The following is a 14,306-nucleotide window of genomic DNA, read 5'->3' as shown; positions in this document are numbered from 1 at the left end:
TTGGACATCCTGCGGATCAACGGTGTCGAGGTCGGCATGGTGATCTGCGAGGACCTGTGGCAGGACGGCGGCCCGATCACCGCGCTGGGTGACGCGCCCGAACTCCCAGAGGTCGAGGTGGTTCGCCTCGGCCTTGAAGCTCATGTCGCCGGCCGGGTCATCTCCTCGGTAGAGGTGCTGCACCCACGTGCCATCCGCCGGCACGACCTGGGCTCCGCGGACTTCTGCGCGCGCTTGGTCTCGCAACCGATGGTTGCCGCCAAGCGCCGCGGCAAGTACCTCTGGGTCGAACTGGCCGACAAAGCCGCCATGCTGGCCCACCTGGGCATGAGCGGCCAAATGCTCGTCCAGCCCGCTGAGGCTCCGGACGAGAAACATCTTCGAGTGCGGTTCCGGTTCGCCGATGGCGGCCCGGAGCTGCGCTTCGTCGACCAAAGAACCTTCGGCGGTCTCGCGCTCGCCGAACTCGTCGAGGTCGACGGCACCCTGGTCCCCGACTCGGTCGCGCACATCGCCCGCGACCCGATGGACCCTCTTTTTTCCCGTGATGCTGCCGTGCGCGCGTTGCGCCTGCGTCACACCGAGATCAAACGTGCCCTGCTCGACCAGACCCTCGTGTCCGGCATCGGCAACATCTATGCCGACGAGGCGCTGTGGCGGGCCAAGCTGCACGGCACCCGGATGACGGACAAGCTGACCAAGCCGAAGGCCGCTGAGCTGCTGGATCACGCCACCGACGTGATGCGTGAGGCGCTCGGGCAGGGTGGCACGTCGTTCGACGCGCTGTACGTCAACGTCAACGGCCAGTCCGGGTACTTCGACCGCTCACTCAGTGCCTACGGCCAGGAGAACCGTCCGTGCAAGCGGTGCGGCGCGGTGATCGTGCGAGAGCCGTTCATGAACCGCTCCTCCTACTCGTGCCCGCGCTGCCAGCCCCGCCCGAGGTTCTGAGCGCCGGATGAAGATCCTCATCGCCGTCCTGCTGCTCGCCCTCGCGGGCTGCACCGGTGCTGAGCCTCCTGGCCGCGGCCCCGTCAACGAGCCTGCTGTCTCGTCCGACCAGCCTGCCTCCAAGATGCCGAAGGTGTCCGGCCTGCGGCTCAGCGAGGCGCGCGACGTGCTGCTCGTCCACGGCTACCGCGTGACCGAGGAAGACGCGACCGGGCAGAACAGGCCGGTCCTGGAACCGTCGAACTGGGTGGTCGTCGCGCAGTCGCCCGAGGCCGACGCCGAGGCGCCCAACGGCTCGCGGGTCGTGCTGAAGCTGCGCAAACCGACTGATCCCTCGACCAGCCAGGAACCGGCCGCCAAGGGCACCGTGCCGAACGTCGTGTGCCTGGATCTGCAGAAGGCGCAGGACACGTTGCAGGCCGCGGGCTTCTACCTCCTCGGATCCGAGGACGCGACCGGTCAGGGCCGGCAGCAGCTCGTCGACCGGAACTGGGTCGTGGTGAGCCAGTCGGCGCCTGCGGGCAGCACGCCGGATCCGAAGACCAAGATCACGCTGGGTGCCGTGAAGTTCGGCGAGCCCACCGGCGCCTCCGGCTGCCAGAGCTGACAACCCGCGCTCAAGCCCGCACGTCCTGTGATCGACCCCTTTCGCCGGCCCTGTCATCTCGAAGCAGTAACGCGTTAGACAGTACTGCGCAGTGCGTAGTAGTGTTCAGCGCGGAAGAGCGGGTCGGAGGGGCGATGGACACCAGTCAGCTGCTCAAGGGAGTGCTGGACATGGCCGTTCTTGCGGTTCTGCGCAAGGACGACGGGTACGGGTACGACGTGGTGCGCAGACTGCGCGCCGGGGGACTGAACGAAGTCGGGGACGCGTCGGTGTACGGGACGCTGCGGCGGCTCTACAACGCGGGGATGCTGACCTCGTACGTGGTGCCGAGCGAAGAGGGGCCGCACCGCAAGTACTACAGCATCAACGAGACCGGGCGGGTGCGCCTGGCTGAGTCGAGGGAGACGTGGAGGTCGTTCGCCAGCACGCTGGACGGCCTGCTCGAGGAGGTCGCAGCATGAACACGCAGGCACTCGGGGTCGAGTACTACCTGGCCGGGATGCGTGCGGCCCTCGACGACCTGCCGCCCGGCGAGGTCGCCGAGATCATGGAGGACGTCAGCGCGCACGTCGCTGAGCTGTCGACCGAGCTCGGCGAGAACGAGACGCTGGAGCAGCGGCTCGGGTCGCCCGAGCAGTACGCGCAGGAACTGCGGCAGGCCGCCGGGTATCCGCCGCGGACCGAGCGGTTGCCGGTCACGACCAAGGGCAAGCTGATCACGCGGCCGCGGGCGGCGGCGTGGGGGCTGGCGATCGCCACGGGCGTCACGTTGCTCGCGGGGGCCGCCGCACTGAGGGAGCCGGCGATCCTGCTGGTGCCCGGAGTGCTGCTGGTGCTGAGCCTCGCGTTGGTGCACGACCGCGGGGCGACCCAGCAGGAGATCATGAACCTGCCGGAGACGCGCCGGATCCAGCAGTGGCTGACGCCGGAGGAGGGCACGCCCGCCGAGCGGGCGCTGACCTACCTGAAGTCGTTGCAGCCCGCGTGGTGGCTGGTGCGGGCAGGCCTGCTCGGGCTCGGGGCCGTGCTGCTCGCCGGCCGCGACATCCTCGGGTTCCTGGTCGTCGCCGCGATCGCGATCATCTCGGTGTTCGCGGGCCCGCGCGCCAAGGTCGACCGGCGGTGGCTGTGGTTCAGCCTGCCGGCGTCCGCGCTGGCGGTCGGGTTGCTGTTCCAGGTCATCGACGTGACGGCGAACAACCTCGCCTACAGCTCGCGGAACCAGTCGTACCCGGCGCCGATGACGGAGACGTACGAGAACATCTACGCGTACGACGAGAACGGCAAGTTGCTCAACAACGTGCTGTTGTACGACCAGGACGGCAATCCCATCAACGCGCAGCGTCAGTACTACGGCTGTGGTGGGAGTGACCCGCAACCGATGATTCCGGCTAACAGGTATCCGCGGCCGAAGATCGACTACGAAAACGGCACCTGTTACACGGTGACACCGAGCATGTCCGCTCCGTCATCGACGCCGAGGACATCGCCGTCGAGTTCTGGAAGCACACCTTCCAGCTCGGTGCCACCTACTTCTGTGTCACCCAGCAAGTAATGCCGGGAGCGGGACCCGTCGGGGGGTCCCGCTCCTACTTGTTTTCCTGCGGCTCGGCCAGGTGGCGCAATATCGGCATGGCCCCGCGCAGGAGGTCTCGGTCTTCCGGCGAAAGTTCGGACATTCTTTCACTCAATAGTTCGGCCTCGCCGTGAGCGAGCGACAGGATCGTCTCGCGACCGACCTCGGTGAGCACGACAATCGTGGCTCTGCCGTCGGCCGCGTCGGGCTCTCTGCGCACCAGGCCGGTGGACTCCAGGCTGGTCACGACGGTTGTCGCGGTCGGCTGCGAACACAGCGCGCGCACCGCGATCTCGCCGATCCGCATCGCGCCGTGGGTGCTCAGTTCTGACAGCACCAATAACTGGGTGGGTTGCAAACGACGGGCCGGAGCGGCCTGTCGAAGACTTCGCACCAGCCGGTGCACGGCCACCACGAGTTGAAGTGCTTCGTGGTTGGTGACGGTGGTGGGCATCGTTTCTCCGCGCGCATGTGATTGTCCTGATTAGGACACGAACCCTGGCACTTTCTCTCATTCACGCTCCGCGCGCTATCCGCCAACTGCCGATAACCCATTCGGCCGTTGTGGTGACCGGACCTGTCACGGCGCGCGTCCGGCACAGTTAAATGTCCTGGTAAACGGCGTAAAAAGCGCAGTGAGGCTCACTCGAACGGGGGCCGTGCTGAAGGATGATTCAGCCGGTCAGATCTCGGGACAAAGATGTGGGAAGGAGCACTTGCCTGGCCGGGTGGCGCAGCACGTACCCCCGAACAGCCCACGCGGGGCCAGGGGCAGACTGGTCAGGTGAGTGCGAAACCCAGGCGTGGTGAGCTCCGCATCTTCCTCGGAGCTGCTCCCGGTGTCGGCAAGACGTTCTCCATGCTGGGCGAGGCTCACCGCAGGCGGGAACGCGGCACAGATGTGGTCATCGGATTTGTGGAGACCCACGGCCGGGCCAAGACCGCTGAACTGGTCGAAGGCCTGGAAATCGTCGAGCGCAGGCACTGGACGCACCGAGGTGTCGAACTGACCGAGATGGACGTCGACGCCGTGCTGGCCCGCGCGCCCGAGGTCGCGGTCGTCGACGAACTCGCGCACACGAACGTGCCCGGCTCTCGTAATGCAAAAAGGTGGCAAGACGTCGAGGAACTCCTCGAAGCCGGGATTGACGTGCTCTCGACGGTCAACGTTCAGCACCTGGAATCGCTCAACGACGTCGTTCAACGCATAACGGGCGTGCCGCAGCAGGAAACCGTACCTGACGAAGTTGTCAGGAAAGCCGACCAGATGCAGCTCGTCGACCTCACGCCCGAGGCGCTGCGCCGCAGGCTCGCCCATGGTGACGTCTACGCGGCGAACAAGATCGACGCGGCCCTCGGCAACTACTTCCGCGTCGGCAACCTCACCGCGCTCCGCGAACTCGCGCTGCTCTGGGTCGCGGACCAGGTCGACGTCGCGTTGCTGCGCTACCGGGCCGAACAGCAGATCACCGACACGTGGGAGACGCGCGAACGTGTCGTCGTCTCCATCACCGGCGGTAAGGAGAGCGAGACGCTCATCCGACGCGCGCGCCGCATCGCCACGCGCGCGGGTGGCGATCTTCTGGTCGTGCACGTCCTACGCGGTGATGGCCTCGCCGGGGCTGATCCGCACTCGCTGCAGAAGTACCGCAAGCTCACCGAAGACCTCGGCGCGACGTTCCACACCGTTGTTGGTGATGACGTGCCGACGGCGCTGCTGGAGTTCTCGCGCGGGGTGAACGCCACTCAGCTCGTGGTCGGCACATCACGCCGTTCGCGGTTCGCGCGCGCGTTCTCGGCGGGTATCGGGGCCACGGTCGTACAAGAGTCCGGCGCGATCGACGTCCACATGGTCACGCACCCGGCCACGACGAGCGGCTGGCGCGGCCGGTTCGCGAGCAGCCCGCTCAAGCCGAGCAGGCTCGCGTTGGGCTGGTTCCTCGCGGTCGTCGGTCCCGCGCTGGTCACGGCTGCCGGCGCGTCGATGCGGGGGAGCCTGAACTTCTCCACGAACGTCATCGCGTACCTGCTGGTCACGCTCGTGGTCGCGATAGTCGGCGGACTCGGCCCGGCGATCACCGCGGCACTGCTCAACGCGTTGCTGCTGAACTTCTTCTTCACCGAGCCCTTCTACACGTTCACGATCGACGCGCAGCAGAACGTGCTCACCTTCTTCGCGATGATCATCGTGGGCGTCAGCACCGCGTTGGTGGTGGACTACGCCGCTCGTCGTGCCACGCAAGCAGCGCGCGCACGCACCGAGGCGACACTCCTCGCGTCGTACGCGCGCACCGTGTTGACGAGTCCGTTTCCGCTCGCACGGCTGCTGGAGAAGGTGAAGGAGAACTTCGGACTGCAGTCCGTCGCGCTGCTGGAACGCGTCGACGGCGAGTGGGAACGCGTGGCGTGCGTCGGCGCGAGTCCGTGCGACGAACCCGACGAGGCGGACGTTGACATCGCGGTGACTCCGGACGTTCATCTGGCGTTGCGCGGCCGCTCGCTGCCCGCGTCCGACCGGCGGGTCCTGGAGGCAGCTGCCGGGCAGGCGTTGCTCGCGCTGAGGCAGCAGCGGATGGCCGAGCAGGCTCTGGAAACCCAGCGGCAGGCTTCGCGCACCGAACTGCGCACCGCGTTGCTCAGCGCGGTCGGCCACGACCTCCGCACGCCGCTGACCTCGATCAAGGCGTCCGTCGGCTCTTTGCGCGACCCGGAGCTCAAGCTGTCTGACGAGGACACGGCCGAGCTGCTGGAGGCAGTCGAGGAGTCCGCGGACCGGCTCACCGGCCTGGTCGACAACCTGCTCGACTCGTCCCGCCTCGCCACGGGTGCGGTGGAGCCGCAGTTGCGCGCCGTCGGTTACTACGAGGCGGTGGCGCGGGCGTTGAGCGGTCTGAGCGGGGACATCGAGGTCGACGTCCCGGAGTCGCTCCCGCCAGTGCGCGCGGACGTCGGCCTGCTCGAACGAGTGATCGCGAACGTCGTCGGCAACGCGCTGCGTTACGCCGGTGCGGTGGCGCTGCGGGCGTCCGCGCACGGCTCCGAGGTCGAACTGCGGGTCGTCGACCACGGTCGCGGCCTGCCCAGGGACACCGCGGACCAGGTGTTCGCCCCGTTCCAGCGCCTCGGCGACCGCACGCCGGGTGGCGTTGGTCTCGGTCTGAGCGTGGCGAAGGGGTTCACCGAGGCGATGGACGGCACGATCAACATGGAGGACACGCCCGGCGGTGGCCTCACCGTGGTGATCTCGCTGCCGGTCGAGGAGAGGGTCTCGTGACGAAAGTCCTGGTGGTCGACGACGAACCGCAGATCGTGCGCGCGCTGCGGATCAATCTCTCGGCCCGTGGCTACGAGGTGCTCACGGCCCACGACGGCGCGACGGCCCTGCGTCTGGCCGCCGATGGCAAGCCCGATGTCGTGGTCCTCGACCTGGGCCTGCCCGACATGGACGGCACGGACGTGATCGCGGGCCTGCGCGGCTGGACCACGCTGCCGATCATCGTCCTCTCCGCCCGCACCGACTCGGCCGACAAGGTCGACGCCCTGGATGCCGGCGCTGACGACTACGTGACGAAACCGTTCGGCATGGACGAGCTGCTGGCCCGCCTGCGCTCCGCCGTCCGCCGCTCCGCCGTCACCGGTCCCGAGGACGAGCCGATCGTGAAGACCGCCTCGTTCACCGTCGACCTCGCGGCGAAGCGGGTCTTGAAGGGCGACGTCGAGGTGCACCTCACGCCCACCGAGTGGGGCCTGCTGGAGGTGCTGGCGCGCAACGCCGGGAAGCTCGTCGCGCAGAAGCAGCTGCTGCGCGACGTCTGGGGTCCCGCGTACGAGAAGGAGACGCACTACCTGCGGGTGTACCTCGCGCAGCTGCGGCGGAAGCTGGAGCCGGAACCGGCCCGGCCGCGGCACCTGCTGACCGAACCCGGCATGGGGTACCGGTTCGAGCCTTAGGGCTTCTGGGGCGGCGCGGTCGTGGTCGACGACGAGGACGTCGGCGGCGTGGTCGTCGTGGTCGACGTCGAAGAAGAAGAGGACGACGCCGGCGGCTCGGTCCACGAGGTGGGCGGGTTGCTGTGCGTCTCGGTCGGCTCGGCCGGGTTCGTCGTCACCTGCGGCTGCTGGTCCGGGGCGCCCGGCTTGGGCTGCTCCTGAGGACGTGCGGCCTGCCTGCGGTCCGGCTTGGCGGACGACGGCGCGCTGGAGGACACCGTGACGACGACGGTGCTGGTGCTGCCGTCCGGGGCGACGGTCGTGATGGTCTGCACGACGTCCGCGGACGTGCGCTCCGGGGTGGCCTCGTGGCCGGACGCCGCGAGCATCGACGCGACCGTCGCGAACAGGGTCGCCACCACCACTCCGCCCGCAGCCAGCATGACGGCCGTGCCCGTGCGCTTCTTCGGCGGCGCGGGATCGGCCGGTGACTGCGAATGATCTTCCTCGAACACACCCATCTCCTCGTGGGAAACCCGGTCGGATGGACTTGCGTTCGAGTTATCGGCGGAAACGCACCAAAGCCTCAGTCACGCCACACCTTCGTGTAGCTCTGCGTCACTGAGCGGTGACGGGCGTAACCCTATGCCGGTGGCGTCGTTGTGGACGGGTCCACCGGTGGGGTGGTGGTCGTGGTGTCCTTCGGCGGCGTGGTGGTCGTGGTGTCCTTTGGCGGCGTGGTCGTCGTCGTGGTGTCCTTCGGCGGGTCATCGGTTGTGACCGTGGTGGTGGTGCCGTCAGGACGCGTGATGGTGGTGACGCGCGGCTTCCTCGGGGGCGTGGTGGTCGACGTCGTGGTCTCCGAAGAAGACGACGACGTCAGTTCGACCGACGAGGTGGGCGAGGACGTCGGCACGATGCTCAGCGCGTCGCGCACGGCCTCCTTCTTCTGCTGTTGCTGCTGAGGCGCAGGAGACTCCGAAGCGGTGTCCGAGCCCGCCGCGAACGAGGCCACGGCGGCGAACACCGTCGCCAGCACGACGCCCGACGCGGCGAGAATGATCTGCGGTGCACCGCGAAAGCGCGAGCGCGAGTCCGGTTCCGGGCTCTCGTACACGAAGTTTCCCCGTCAGTAGCCGAAGTTCTGGGTCCAGTAGTTGCCGCGGGTGTCGAGGCCGACGCCCATGGCGGTGAAGTCGCAGTTCAGGATGTTCTCGCGGTGGCCGGTCGACTTCATCCAGCCGTCCATGACCGCGGCGGGGGTGGCGTAGCCCATCGCGATGTTCTCGCCGCCGGGCTTCGGGTAGCCCGCGTTCTTCATCCGCTGGGCGAACGTCGTCTTCTCGGGCTGTGACACGTGGTCGAAGTAGCCCTTGTTGGCCATGTCCGTGCTGTGACCCTGCGCGGCGGTCGTGATGCGGTCGTCGATCACGAGGGCCTTGCAGCCCTTCGCGGCGCGCTGGTCGTTCACGAGCTCCAGGACGGCCTGCTCCGGGGTCTTGTTGCCGGGCTGCGTCGGCTGGGCGGGCGGCTTCGGCGCTTCGGGGGGCGTCGTCGTGGTGGCGGGAGCCGCTGACGAAGAAGAAGAGGAAGAAGGTGTCGCCGTCGTCGACGAGGTGGTGGGAGCGGAAGAAGACGACGAAGCCGTGGGGCTGCCGACACCGGTGTCGCCGGTGGGCGTCTGTCTGTTGGGTGCAGCCGCGTTGCCTGTGCCGAACTGGTTCGCCGTGTCGGTGCTCTCCTGCTGCGCGGCGGTGATGAAGCTGATGCCGAGAGGGGAGGTGCCGGTGACGGCGAGACCGCCGACGCCGGTTGCACCGATCAGCAGGCCGAGTAAGAGGCTGCGGGCACTCACGGGTCGGCACCGTACCACTAATGGGTGATAAGCCAAGAGTGCGTCTTCGGTCACCTTGGGTGACTACGCAACCATTCGGAGGTGGACGTGCGACTAAACGCGTGGGTGCGTGGACGGGTTCAGGGAGTCGGTTTTCGCTGGTGGACGCGAGCCAGGGCGCTAGAACTCGGCCTGGTGGGCAGCGCTTCGAACAGGCCGGACGGCCGGGTCGAGGTGGTGGCCGAGGGTCCGCGCGAGAAGTGTGAACAACTGCTGAAGGCTCTCCGTTCGGGTGAAACCCCTGGGCACGTCGAATCTGTCGGTGAGCAGTGGACCGACGCGAGAGGCGACCTGACCGGGTTCATCGAACGCTGAACCTTTCCGAAAGAGGTGGCGTAGTAAGGGAGCGTGGACTCCGCCGAAGACGTCCTCATCCAGCTCTACGACCGCTGGAGAGGCCCGCTGCTGCACTACGTGCTGAAGCTGGTCGACGGCGACTTCCAGCAGGCGGAGGACGTGGTGCAGGAGACCTTGCTCCGCGCGTGGCGGCACTACGACGAGCTGAAACCGGACGACGCGGCACCGTGGCTCTACACGGTCGCGAAGAACCTGGTGATCTCCGGATACCGCCGCCGCAACGCACGTGCGACCGAGGTGCCGCTCGAACCGGTGGATCTCCCGCCGGTCAGCGACCAGGTCGAGCACGTGCTGCAGACGTGGCAGATCGCGTCGGCGCTGCGGGCGCTCACGCCAGAGCACCGGACGGTCGTCATCGAGCTGTACTACCGCCGCCGCACCGTCGCGGAGGCCGCCAAGACGCTCGGCATCCCGCCGGGCACGGTCAAGTCGCGCTGCTTCTACGCACTGCGGGCGCTGCGCGACGCGCTGGAGGAAAGAGGGGTGACCGAGGCGTGAGCTGCCAGCACACCGTCGACGTCGGCGCCTACCTCTTCGGGTCGCTCGACCTCAAGGAGCGGTCCGCGTTCGAACGCCACCTGACCGGCTGCGACGCCTGCCAGGCCGAGATGCTGCGGCTGGCCCCGCTGCCGGGCCTGCTCGGGCGGCTGAGCCTGGAGGACGTCGAGAACCTCGACGACATTCCCGAGTGCCCGCCCGAGCCCAACCGTCACCGGCACCGGGTGTTGATCGCGTGCGCTGCCGTTCTGGTGGTGCTCGCGCTGGCCGGCGGGATCTTCTTCCTGAAGGCCCCACCCGCGCCGACGTGGGCCGCGCAGGATCAGGAGACCGGGATCGAGGCCAGCGTCGCCATGGTCACCAGGTCCTGGGGCACCGAGATGCGGTTCAAGCTCGCCAACGTGAAGCCGGGTGCGCGCTGCAAGGTCGTGGTGTTCAGCACCGGCGGTCAGCGGGAGATCGGCGGCTGGTGGGGTTCCGATCATGGCTATGACGAGGAGATTCCGGGTTCCACGTCATTCCGGGTAGATCAAATAGATCACCTGGAAGTGTCAGACGAATCAGGAATCCTGGTTACTCTCCGTCCATAGACGCGCAGGTCACGGCCCGCCTAACGCATCTCTCGCAAGCGTTTGGGTACTCTGCCCCGCGTGCATCTCAAGAGCCTGACGCTGAAGGGCTTCAAGTCCTTCGCCTCGGCTACCACGCTGCGCTTCGAGCCCGGCATCACCTGTGTGGTCGGCCCCAACGGGTCCGGCAAGTCCAACGTGCTCGACGCGCTGCGCTGGGTCATGGGCACGCAGGGTGCCAAGGACCTGCGCGGCGGCAAGATGGAGGACGTCATCTTCGCCGGCACGTCCGGCCGCGCGCCGCTCGGTCGCGCCGAGGTGACGCTGACGATCGACAACTCCGACGGCATGCTGCCGATCGAGTACACCGAGGTGTCGATCACCCGCCGGATGTTCCGCGAGGGCGCCACCGAGTACGAGATCAACGGCAACTCCTGCCGCCTCATGGACATTCAGGAGCTGCTGTCGGACTCCGGCATCGGCCGCGAGATGCACGTGATCGTCGGTCAGGGTCAGCTCGCCGCGATCCTGGAGTCCAAGCCGGAGGAACGCCGCGCCTTCATCGAAGAGGCCGCCGGCGTCCTGAAGCACCGCAAGCGCAAGGAAAAGGCGCTGCGCAAGCTGGAGGCGATGCAGGCGAACCTCACTCGCCTCACCGACCTCACCACCGAACTTCGCCGCCAGCTCAAGCCGCTGGGCAAGCAGGCCGAGATCGCTCGCCGCGCCCAGGTCGTGCAGTCCGAGCTGCGGGACAGCAAACTCCGCTTGCTCGCCGATGATCTCGTCACCCAGCGAGAGGCCATCGCGCAGGAGGAACACGACGAGGCGAAGGCCCGCGAGCGCCGCGCCGAGGTCGAGAAGTCGTTGCAGGCGGCGCAGTACCAGCAGAACGAGCTGGAGGAACGGGTCGCCGCCGACTCGCCGAAGCTGCAGGCCGCGCAGGACACCTGGTACCGGCTGTCCGCTTTGGAGGAACGCCTCCGCGGCACGGTTCGCCTTGCCGCGGAACGTGCGCGGCACCTGTCCGCCGAGCTGGACGCGCCTTCGCGCGGCCGTGATCCGGACGACCTCGACCGCGAGGCCGAGGAGACCGCGGAGATGGAGCTGGAGCTCCAGGAAGGCGTGACCGAGGCCAGGATCGCGCTGGCGGAGGCCGTGGAGACGCGGGCCGAGCTGGAGCGCATGGTGTCGCAGGCGGAGAAGGCGCACATCGCCGCCGTCCGCGCGATCGCCGACCGCCGTGAGGGCCTCGCCAGGCTCTCCGGTCAGGTGGAAGCGTTGCGCAGCAAGACGAACGCGACCGCCGAGGAGATCGAACGCCTCTCCGTCACGGTCGTCGAGGCCACCGAACGCGTCGAGTTCGCGTCGATCGAGCTGGCCGAGGCGCAGGCGGTCACGGGCTACGAGGACGAGGGCGACAGCGGGCTCGACGAGCGCCACCGGCACGCCGTGCAGTCCAACGACGCGGCCCGGCAGCGCGTCGAGGAGCTGGTGAAGGCCGAACGCACCGCCGAGCGCGACATCGCGTCGTGGCGTGCCCGCGTCGACGCCCTGTCGTTGGGCTTGACCCGCAAGGACGGTGCGGGCGCGCTGCTCGCGTCGGACGTGCCGGGGCTGCTGGGTTCCGTCGCCGCGCTGCTGACCGTCGAGCCCGGTTTCGAGGTCGCGCTGGCGGCCGCACTCGGCCCGATCGCCGACGCGGTAGCGGTTTCCTCCGGCGACGGCGCGTTGCAGGCGCTGAAGCTGTTGAAGGAGAAGGACGCCGGCCGCGCTGGTGTCCTCATCGGCTCGCACGGATCCGCTGTGGACACTTCGCAGTGGGGCTATCTGCCTCCTGGCGCGCGGTGGGCGATCGACGTGGTGCACGCCCCCGAGGCGTTGCGTCCGGCACTGGCCCGCGCTTTGGACCGCCTTGCGGTGGTTGAGGATCTGGACTCCGCGGCGAGGTTCAACGGCCGCGCGGTGACCCGTGATGGCGACCTGTTCGGCACGGACTGGGCGATCGGCGGCTCGGGTGCCCAGGGCCAGAGCGTGATCGAGATCCAGGCGGCCGTCGACGAGGCACAGGAAGCCCTGGCCACCGCGGAACGGGCGCTGGAGCACGCTTCCGCGGCGTTGGAGGGTGCCCGCGCCGAGCAGCAGGCCCGCCGCAAGGTGCTCGACACGGTCAAGGAAGCCATGCAGGAGGCCAAGGTTCGCCAGGCCCGCTCCGGCGAGCGGCTGAACCGGATGGTCGCCGCGGTGCGGTCCGCCGAGGCCGAGGTCAGCCGCATCACCGAGCAGCGCGCCAAGGTCGAGCGGTCCCGCGAGGAAGCCCTGCTGAAGCTGGGCGAGCTCGAAGAGCGGCTGCTGATGGCCGAGGAGGAGCAGACCCTCGACGACGAGCCGGACACCGAGCAGCGCGACCAGCTGGCCGCGGAGCTCGCCCAGGCACGTCAGGCTGAAATGGACGCACGGCTGGTGCAGCGCACGGCCGAAGAGCGCGCACGTGCGCTGCAGGGCAAGGCAGACGGACTGCGTCGTGCCGCGCGCGCCGAGCGTGAAGCCCGCGAACGTCACGCCCGCGCGACGCAGCACCGTGCGCGCGGTGCCCAGGTCGCGAAGGCCGTCGTCCGCGGCGGCGAGCAGGCGTTGGAGCGCATCGAGATCTCGCTGAACCGCGCGGCTCGCGAGCGCGACCAGGCTCAGGAACGCCGTCAGCAGCACGAACTCCTGCTGACCCAGGTGCGCAACCTGGTGCGCGAGATGTCCGGCGAGCTGGAGAAGCTCGTCGACGCCGTGCACCGCGACGAGGTCCTCAGGGCCGAGCAGCGCATGCGCATCGAGCAGCTGGAAACCAAGATCGCCGAGGACTTCGGCATCGGCCTGGAAGACCTGGTCAACGAGTACGGCCCCGACGTCATGGTGCCCGCGTCGGCCGCCGAGATGGCCGAGTACCAGGCCGCCAAGGAACGCGGCGAGCAGGTCTCCGAGCCGCAGCCGATGCCCTACGACCGCGACACCCAGGCGCGCCGCGCCAAGCGGGCCGAGCGCGACCTGTCGTTGCTGGGCAAGGTGAACCCGTTGGCGCTGGAGGAGTTCGCGGCGCTGGAGGAGCGCTACAAGTTCCTCTCCACGCAGCTGGAGGACATCAAGGACACCCGCCGCGACCTGCTCACGGTCGTGAAGGAGGTCGACGACAAGATCCTGGAGGTCTTCACGTCGGCCTACGAGGACGTGGCGCGCGAGTTCGAGATCGTCTTCAAGGTCCTGTTCCCCGGTGGCGACGGCCGGCTGGTGCTGACCGAGCCCGGCGACATGCTGACCACCGGCATCGAGCTGGAGGCCCGCCCGCCCGGCAAGAAGGTCAAGCGCCTGTCGCTGCTGTCCGGTGGCGAGAAGTCGCTGGCCGCGGTCGCGATGCTGGTCGCGATCTTCCGCGCCCGCCCCTCACCGTTCTACGTGATGGACGAGGTCGAGGCGGCGCTGGACGACACGAACCTGCACCGGCTGATCGGCCTGTTCGAGCAGCTGCGGGAACGATCGCAGCTGCTGATCATCACGCACCAGAAGCCGACCATGGAGATCGCGGACGCGCTGTACGGCGTCTCGATGCGCGGTGACGGCATCTCGCAGGTGATCTCGCAGCGGCTGCGCACCCGTGGTGACGAGCCGGCCAAACCCGCGGCGGTGCCCGCGGAACCAGCTGAAGCGGCGGAAGTGCCAGAAGAAGTGCCGGAAGCGGCGGAGCCGGTCGAGGCGTAGCAGAGGGCGGTCGGAGTGGGTGCCTGGGGGGCTAAGACCAACCCCGACCGCGGCCTCTACCTAGGGCTGCGCCGTGCGCGGTGACCTTCCTCTTAGGGGAGGGAGGTCCCCCGAATCACCGTGCAGACGCAGCCCGGCGCCTGACGGGGTGAAATCCCCCAGTTCAACCTCACCTCATCA

Annotated in this window: 14 protein-coding genes; 10 read left to right on the top strand and 4 right to left on the bottom strand. The window is 68.4% G+C overall.

What is annotated here, in order from left to right; genetic code table 11:
- The first annotated feature begins 36 nt into the window (after positions 1–36).
- The 4 genes from mutM to ABZX92_RS25745 all read left to right on the top strand — a co-directional run bounded on the left by mutM (position 37) and on the right by ABZX92_RS25745 (position 3,113).
- Positions 37–951, top strand: coding sequence for a bifunctional DNA-formamidopyrimidine glycosylase/DNA-(apurinic or apyrimidinic site) lyase (mutM, locus tag ABZX92_RS25760; RefSeq protein ID WP_355564296.1), 915 nt, complete (start codon positions 37–39; stop codon positions 949–951).
- 7 nt (positions 952–958) lie between these two features.
- The gene (locus tag ABZX92_RS25755) at positions 959–1,558 is read left to right on the top strand and encodes a PASTA domain-containing protein (RefSeq protein ID WP_355564290.1); all 600 of its coding nucleotides are present in this window, start codon (positions 959–961) and stop codon (positions 1,556–1,558) included.
- A 134-nt stretch (positions 1,559–1,692) separates the two neighbouring features.
- On the top strand, positions 1,693–2,019 hold the full coding sequence (locus ABZX92_RS25750; RefSeq protein WP_355564287.1) for a PadR family transcriptional regulator: 327 nt from the start codon (positions 1,693–1,695) through the stop codon (positions 2,017–2,019).
- Complete coding sequence (locus ABZX92_RS25745) at positions 2,016–3,113, top strand: hypothetical protein (RefSeq protein WP_355564284.1); 1,098 nt, start codon at positions 2,016–2,018, stop codon at positions 3,111–3,113. Before ABZX92_RS25750 ends, ABZX92_RS25745 begins: the two co-directional genes overlap by 4 nt.
- Before the next feature lie 34 nt (positions 3,114–3,147).
- Here the strand turns inward: ABZX92_RS25745 and ABZX92_RS25740 are convergent, their stop codons facing one another.
- Entirely contained in the window at positions 3,148–3,588 is a 441-nt protein-coding gene (locus tag ABZX92_RS25740) for a MarR family transcriptional regulator (protein ID WP_355564281.1), read from the bottom strand.
- A gap of 330 nt (positions 3,589–3,918) precedes the next feature.
- On the opposite strand from ABZX92_RS25740, the gene ABZX92_RS25735 reads away from it, so the two are divergent.
- Both ABZX92_RS25735 and ABZX92_RS25730 read left to right on the top strand, forming a co-directional pair.
- Positions 3,919–6,408: a DUF4118 domain-containing protein gene (locus ABZX92_RS25735; protein WP_355564279.1), complete on the top strand. Its 2,490-nt coding sequence runs from the start codon at positions 3,919–3,921 to the stop codon at positions 6,406–6,408.
- Positions 6,405–7,085 (top strand): response regulator, encoded by a 681-nt coding sequence (locus tag ABZX92_RS25730; RefSeq protein WP_355564276.1) that lies wholly within the window; start codon positions 6,405–6,407, stop codon positions 7,083–7,085. Before ABZX92_RS25735 ends, ABZX92_RS25730 begins: the two co-directional genes overlap by 4 nt.
- On the opposite strand, the gene ABZX92_RS25725 is transcribed toward ABZX92_RS25730, so the two are convergent.
- The 3 genes from ABZX92_RS25725 to ABZX92_RS25715 all read right to left on the bottom strand — a co-directional run bounded on the left by ABZX92_RS25725 (position 7,082) and on the right by ABZX92_RS25715 (position 8,919).
- Positions 7,082–7,579, bottom strand: coding sequence for a hypothetical protein (locus ABZX92_RS25725; RefSeq protein ID WP_355564274.1), 498 nt, complete (start codon positions 7,577–7,579; stop codon positions 7,082–7,084). The two genes, ABZX92_RS25730 and ABZX92_RS25725, sit on opposite strands and share 4 nt — an antisense overlap.
- 128 nt (positions 7,580–7,707) lie before the next feature.
- Positions 7,708–8,181: a hypothetical protein gene (locus ABZX92_RS25720; protein WP_355564271.1), complete on the bottom strand. Its 474-nt coding sequence runs from the start codon at positions 8,179–8,181 to the stop codon at positions 7,708–7,710.
- 12 nt (positions 8,182–8,193) lie between these two features.
- A complete protein-coding gene (locus tag ABZX92_RS25715) occupies positions 8,194–8,919 on the bottom strand; it encodes a CAP domain-containing protein (RefSeq protein WP_355564268.1) in 726 nt (241 codons plus the stop codon).
- Between the two features lie 81 nt (positions 8,920–9,000).
- Between ABZX92_RS25715 and ABZX92_RS25710 the strand changes: the two genes are divergently transcribed.
- From ABZX92_RS25710 to smc, 4 genes are read left to right on the top strand one after another with little or no spacing between them, the layout of a single operon-like run.
- A complete protein-coding gene (locus ABZX92_RS25710; RefSeq protein ID WP_355564265.1) occupies positions 9,001–9,273 on the top strand; it encodes an acylphosphatase in 273 nt (90 codons plus the stop codon).
- Between the two features lie 33 nt (positions 9,274–9,306).
- The gene (locus tag ABZX92_RS25705; RefSeq protein WP_355564263.1) at positions 9,307–9,813 is read left to right on the top strand and encodes a sigma-70 family RNA polymerase sigma factor; all 507 of its coding nucleotides are present in this window, start codon (positions 9,307–9,309) and stop codon (positions 9,811–9,813) included.
- A complete protein-coding gene (locus ABZX92_RS25700; RefSeq protein ID WP_355564260.1) occupies positions 9,810–10,403 on the top strand; it encodes a zf-HC2 domain-containing protein in 594 nt (197 codons plus the stop codon). The genes ABZX92_RS25705 and ABZX92_RS25700 overlap by 4 nt, the downstream gene beginning before the upstream one ends.
- Before the next feature lie 60 nt (positions 10,404–10,463).
- A complete protein-coding gene (gene smc, locus ABZX92_RS25695; RefSeq protein WP_355564258.1) occupies positions 10,464–14,126 on the top strand; it encodes a chromosome segregation protein SMC in 3,663 nt (1,220 codons plus the stop codon).
- The last annotated feature ends 180 nt before the right edge of the window (positions 14,127–14,306 follow it).

The sequence above is a fragment of the Lentzea sp. NPDC006480 genome (assembly GCF_040611995.1).
Lineage (GTDB): Bacteria > Actinomycetota > Actinomycetes > Mycobacteriales > Pseudonocardiaceae > Lentzea.
This window is presented reverse-complemented; position numbering and strand designations above follow the sequence as displayed.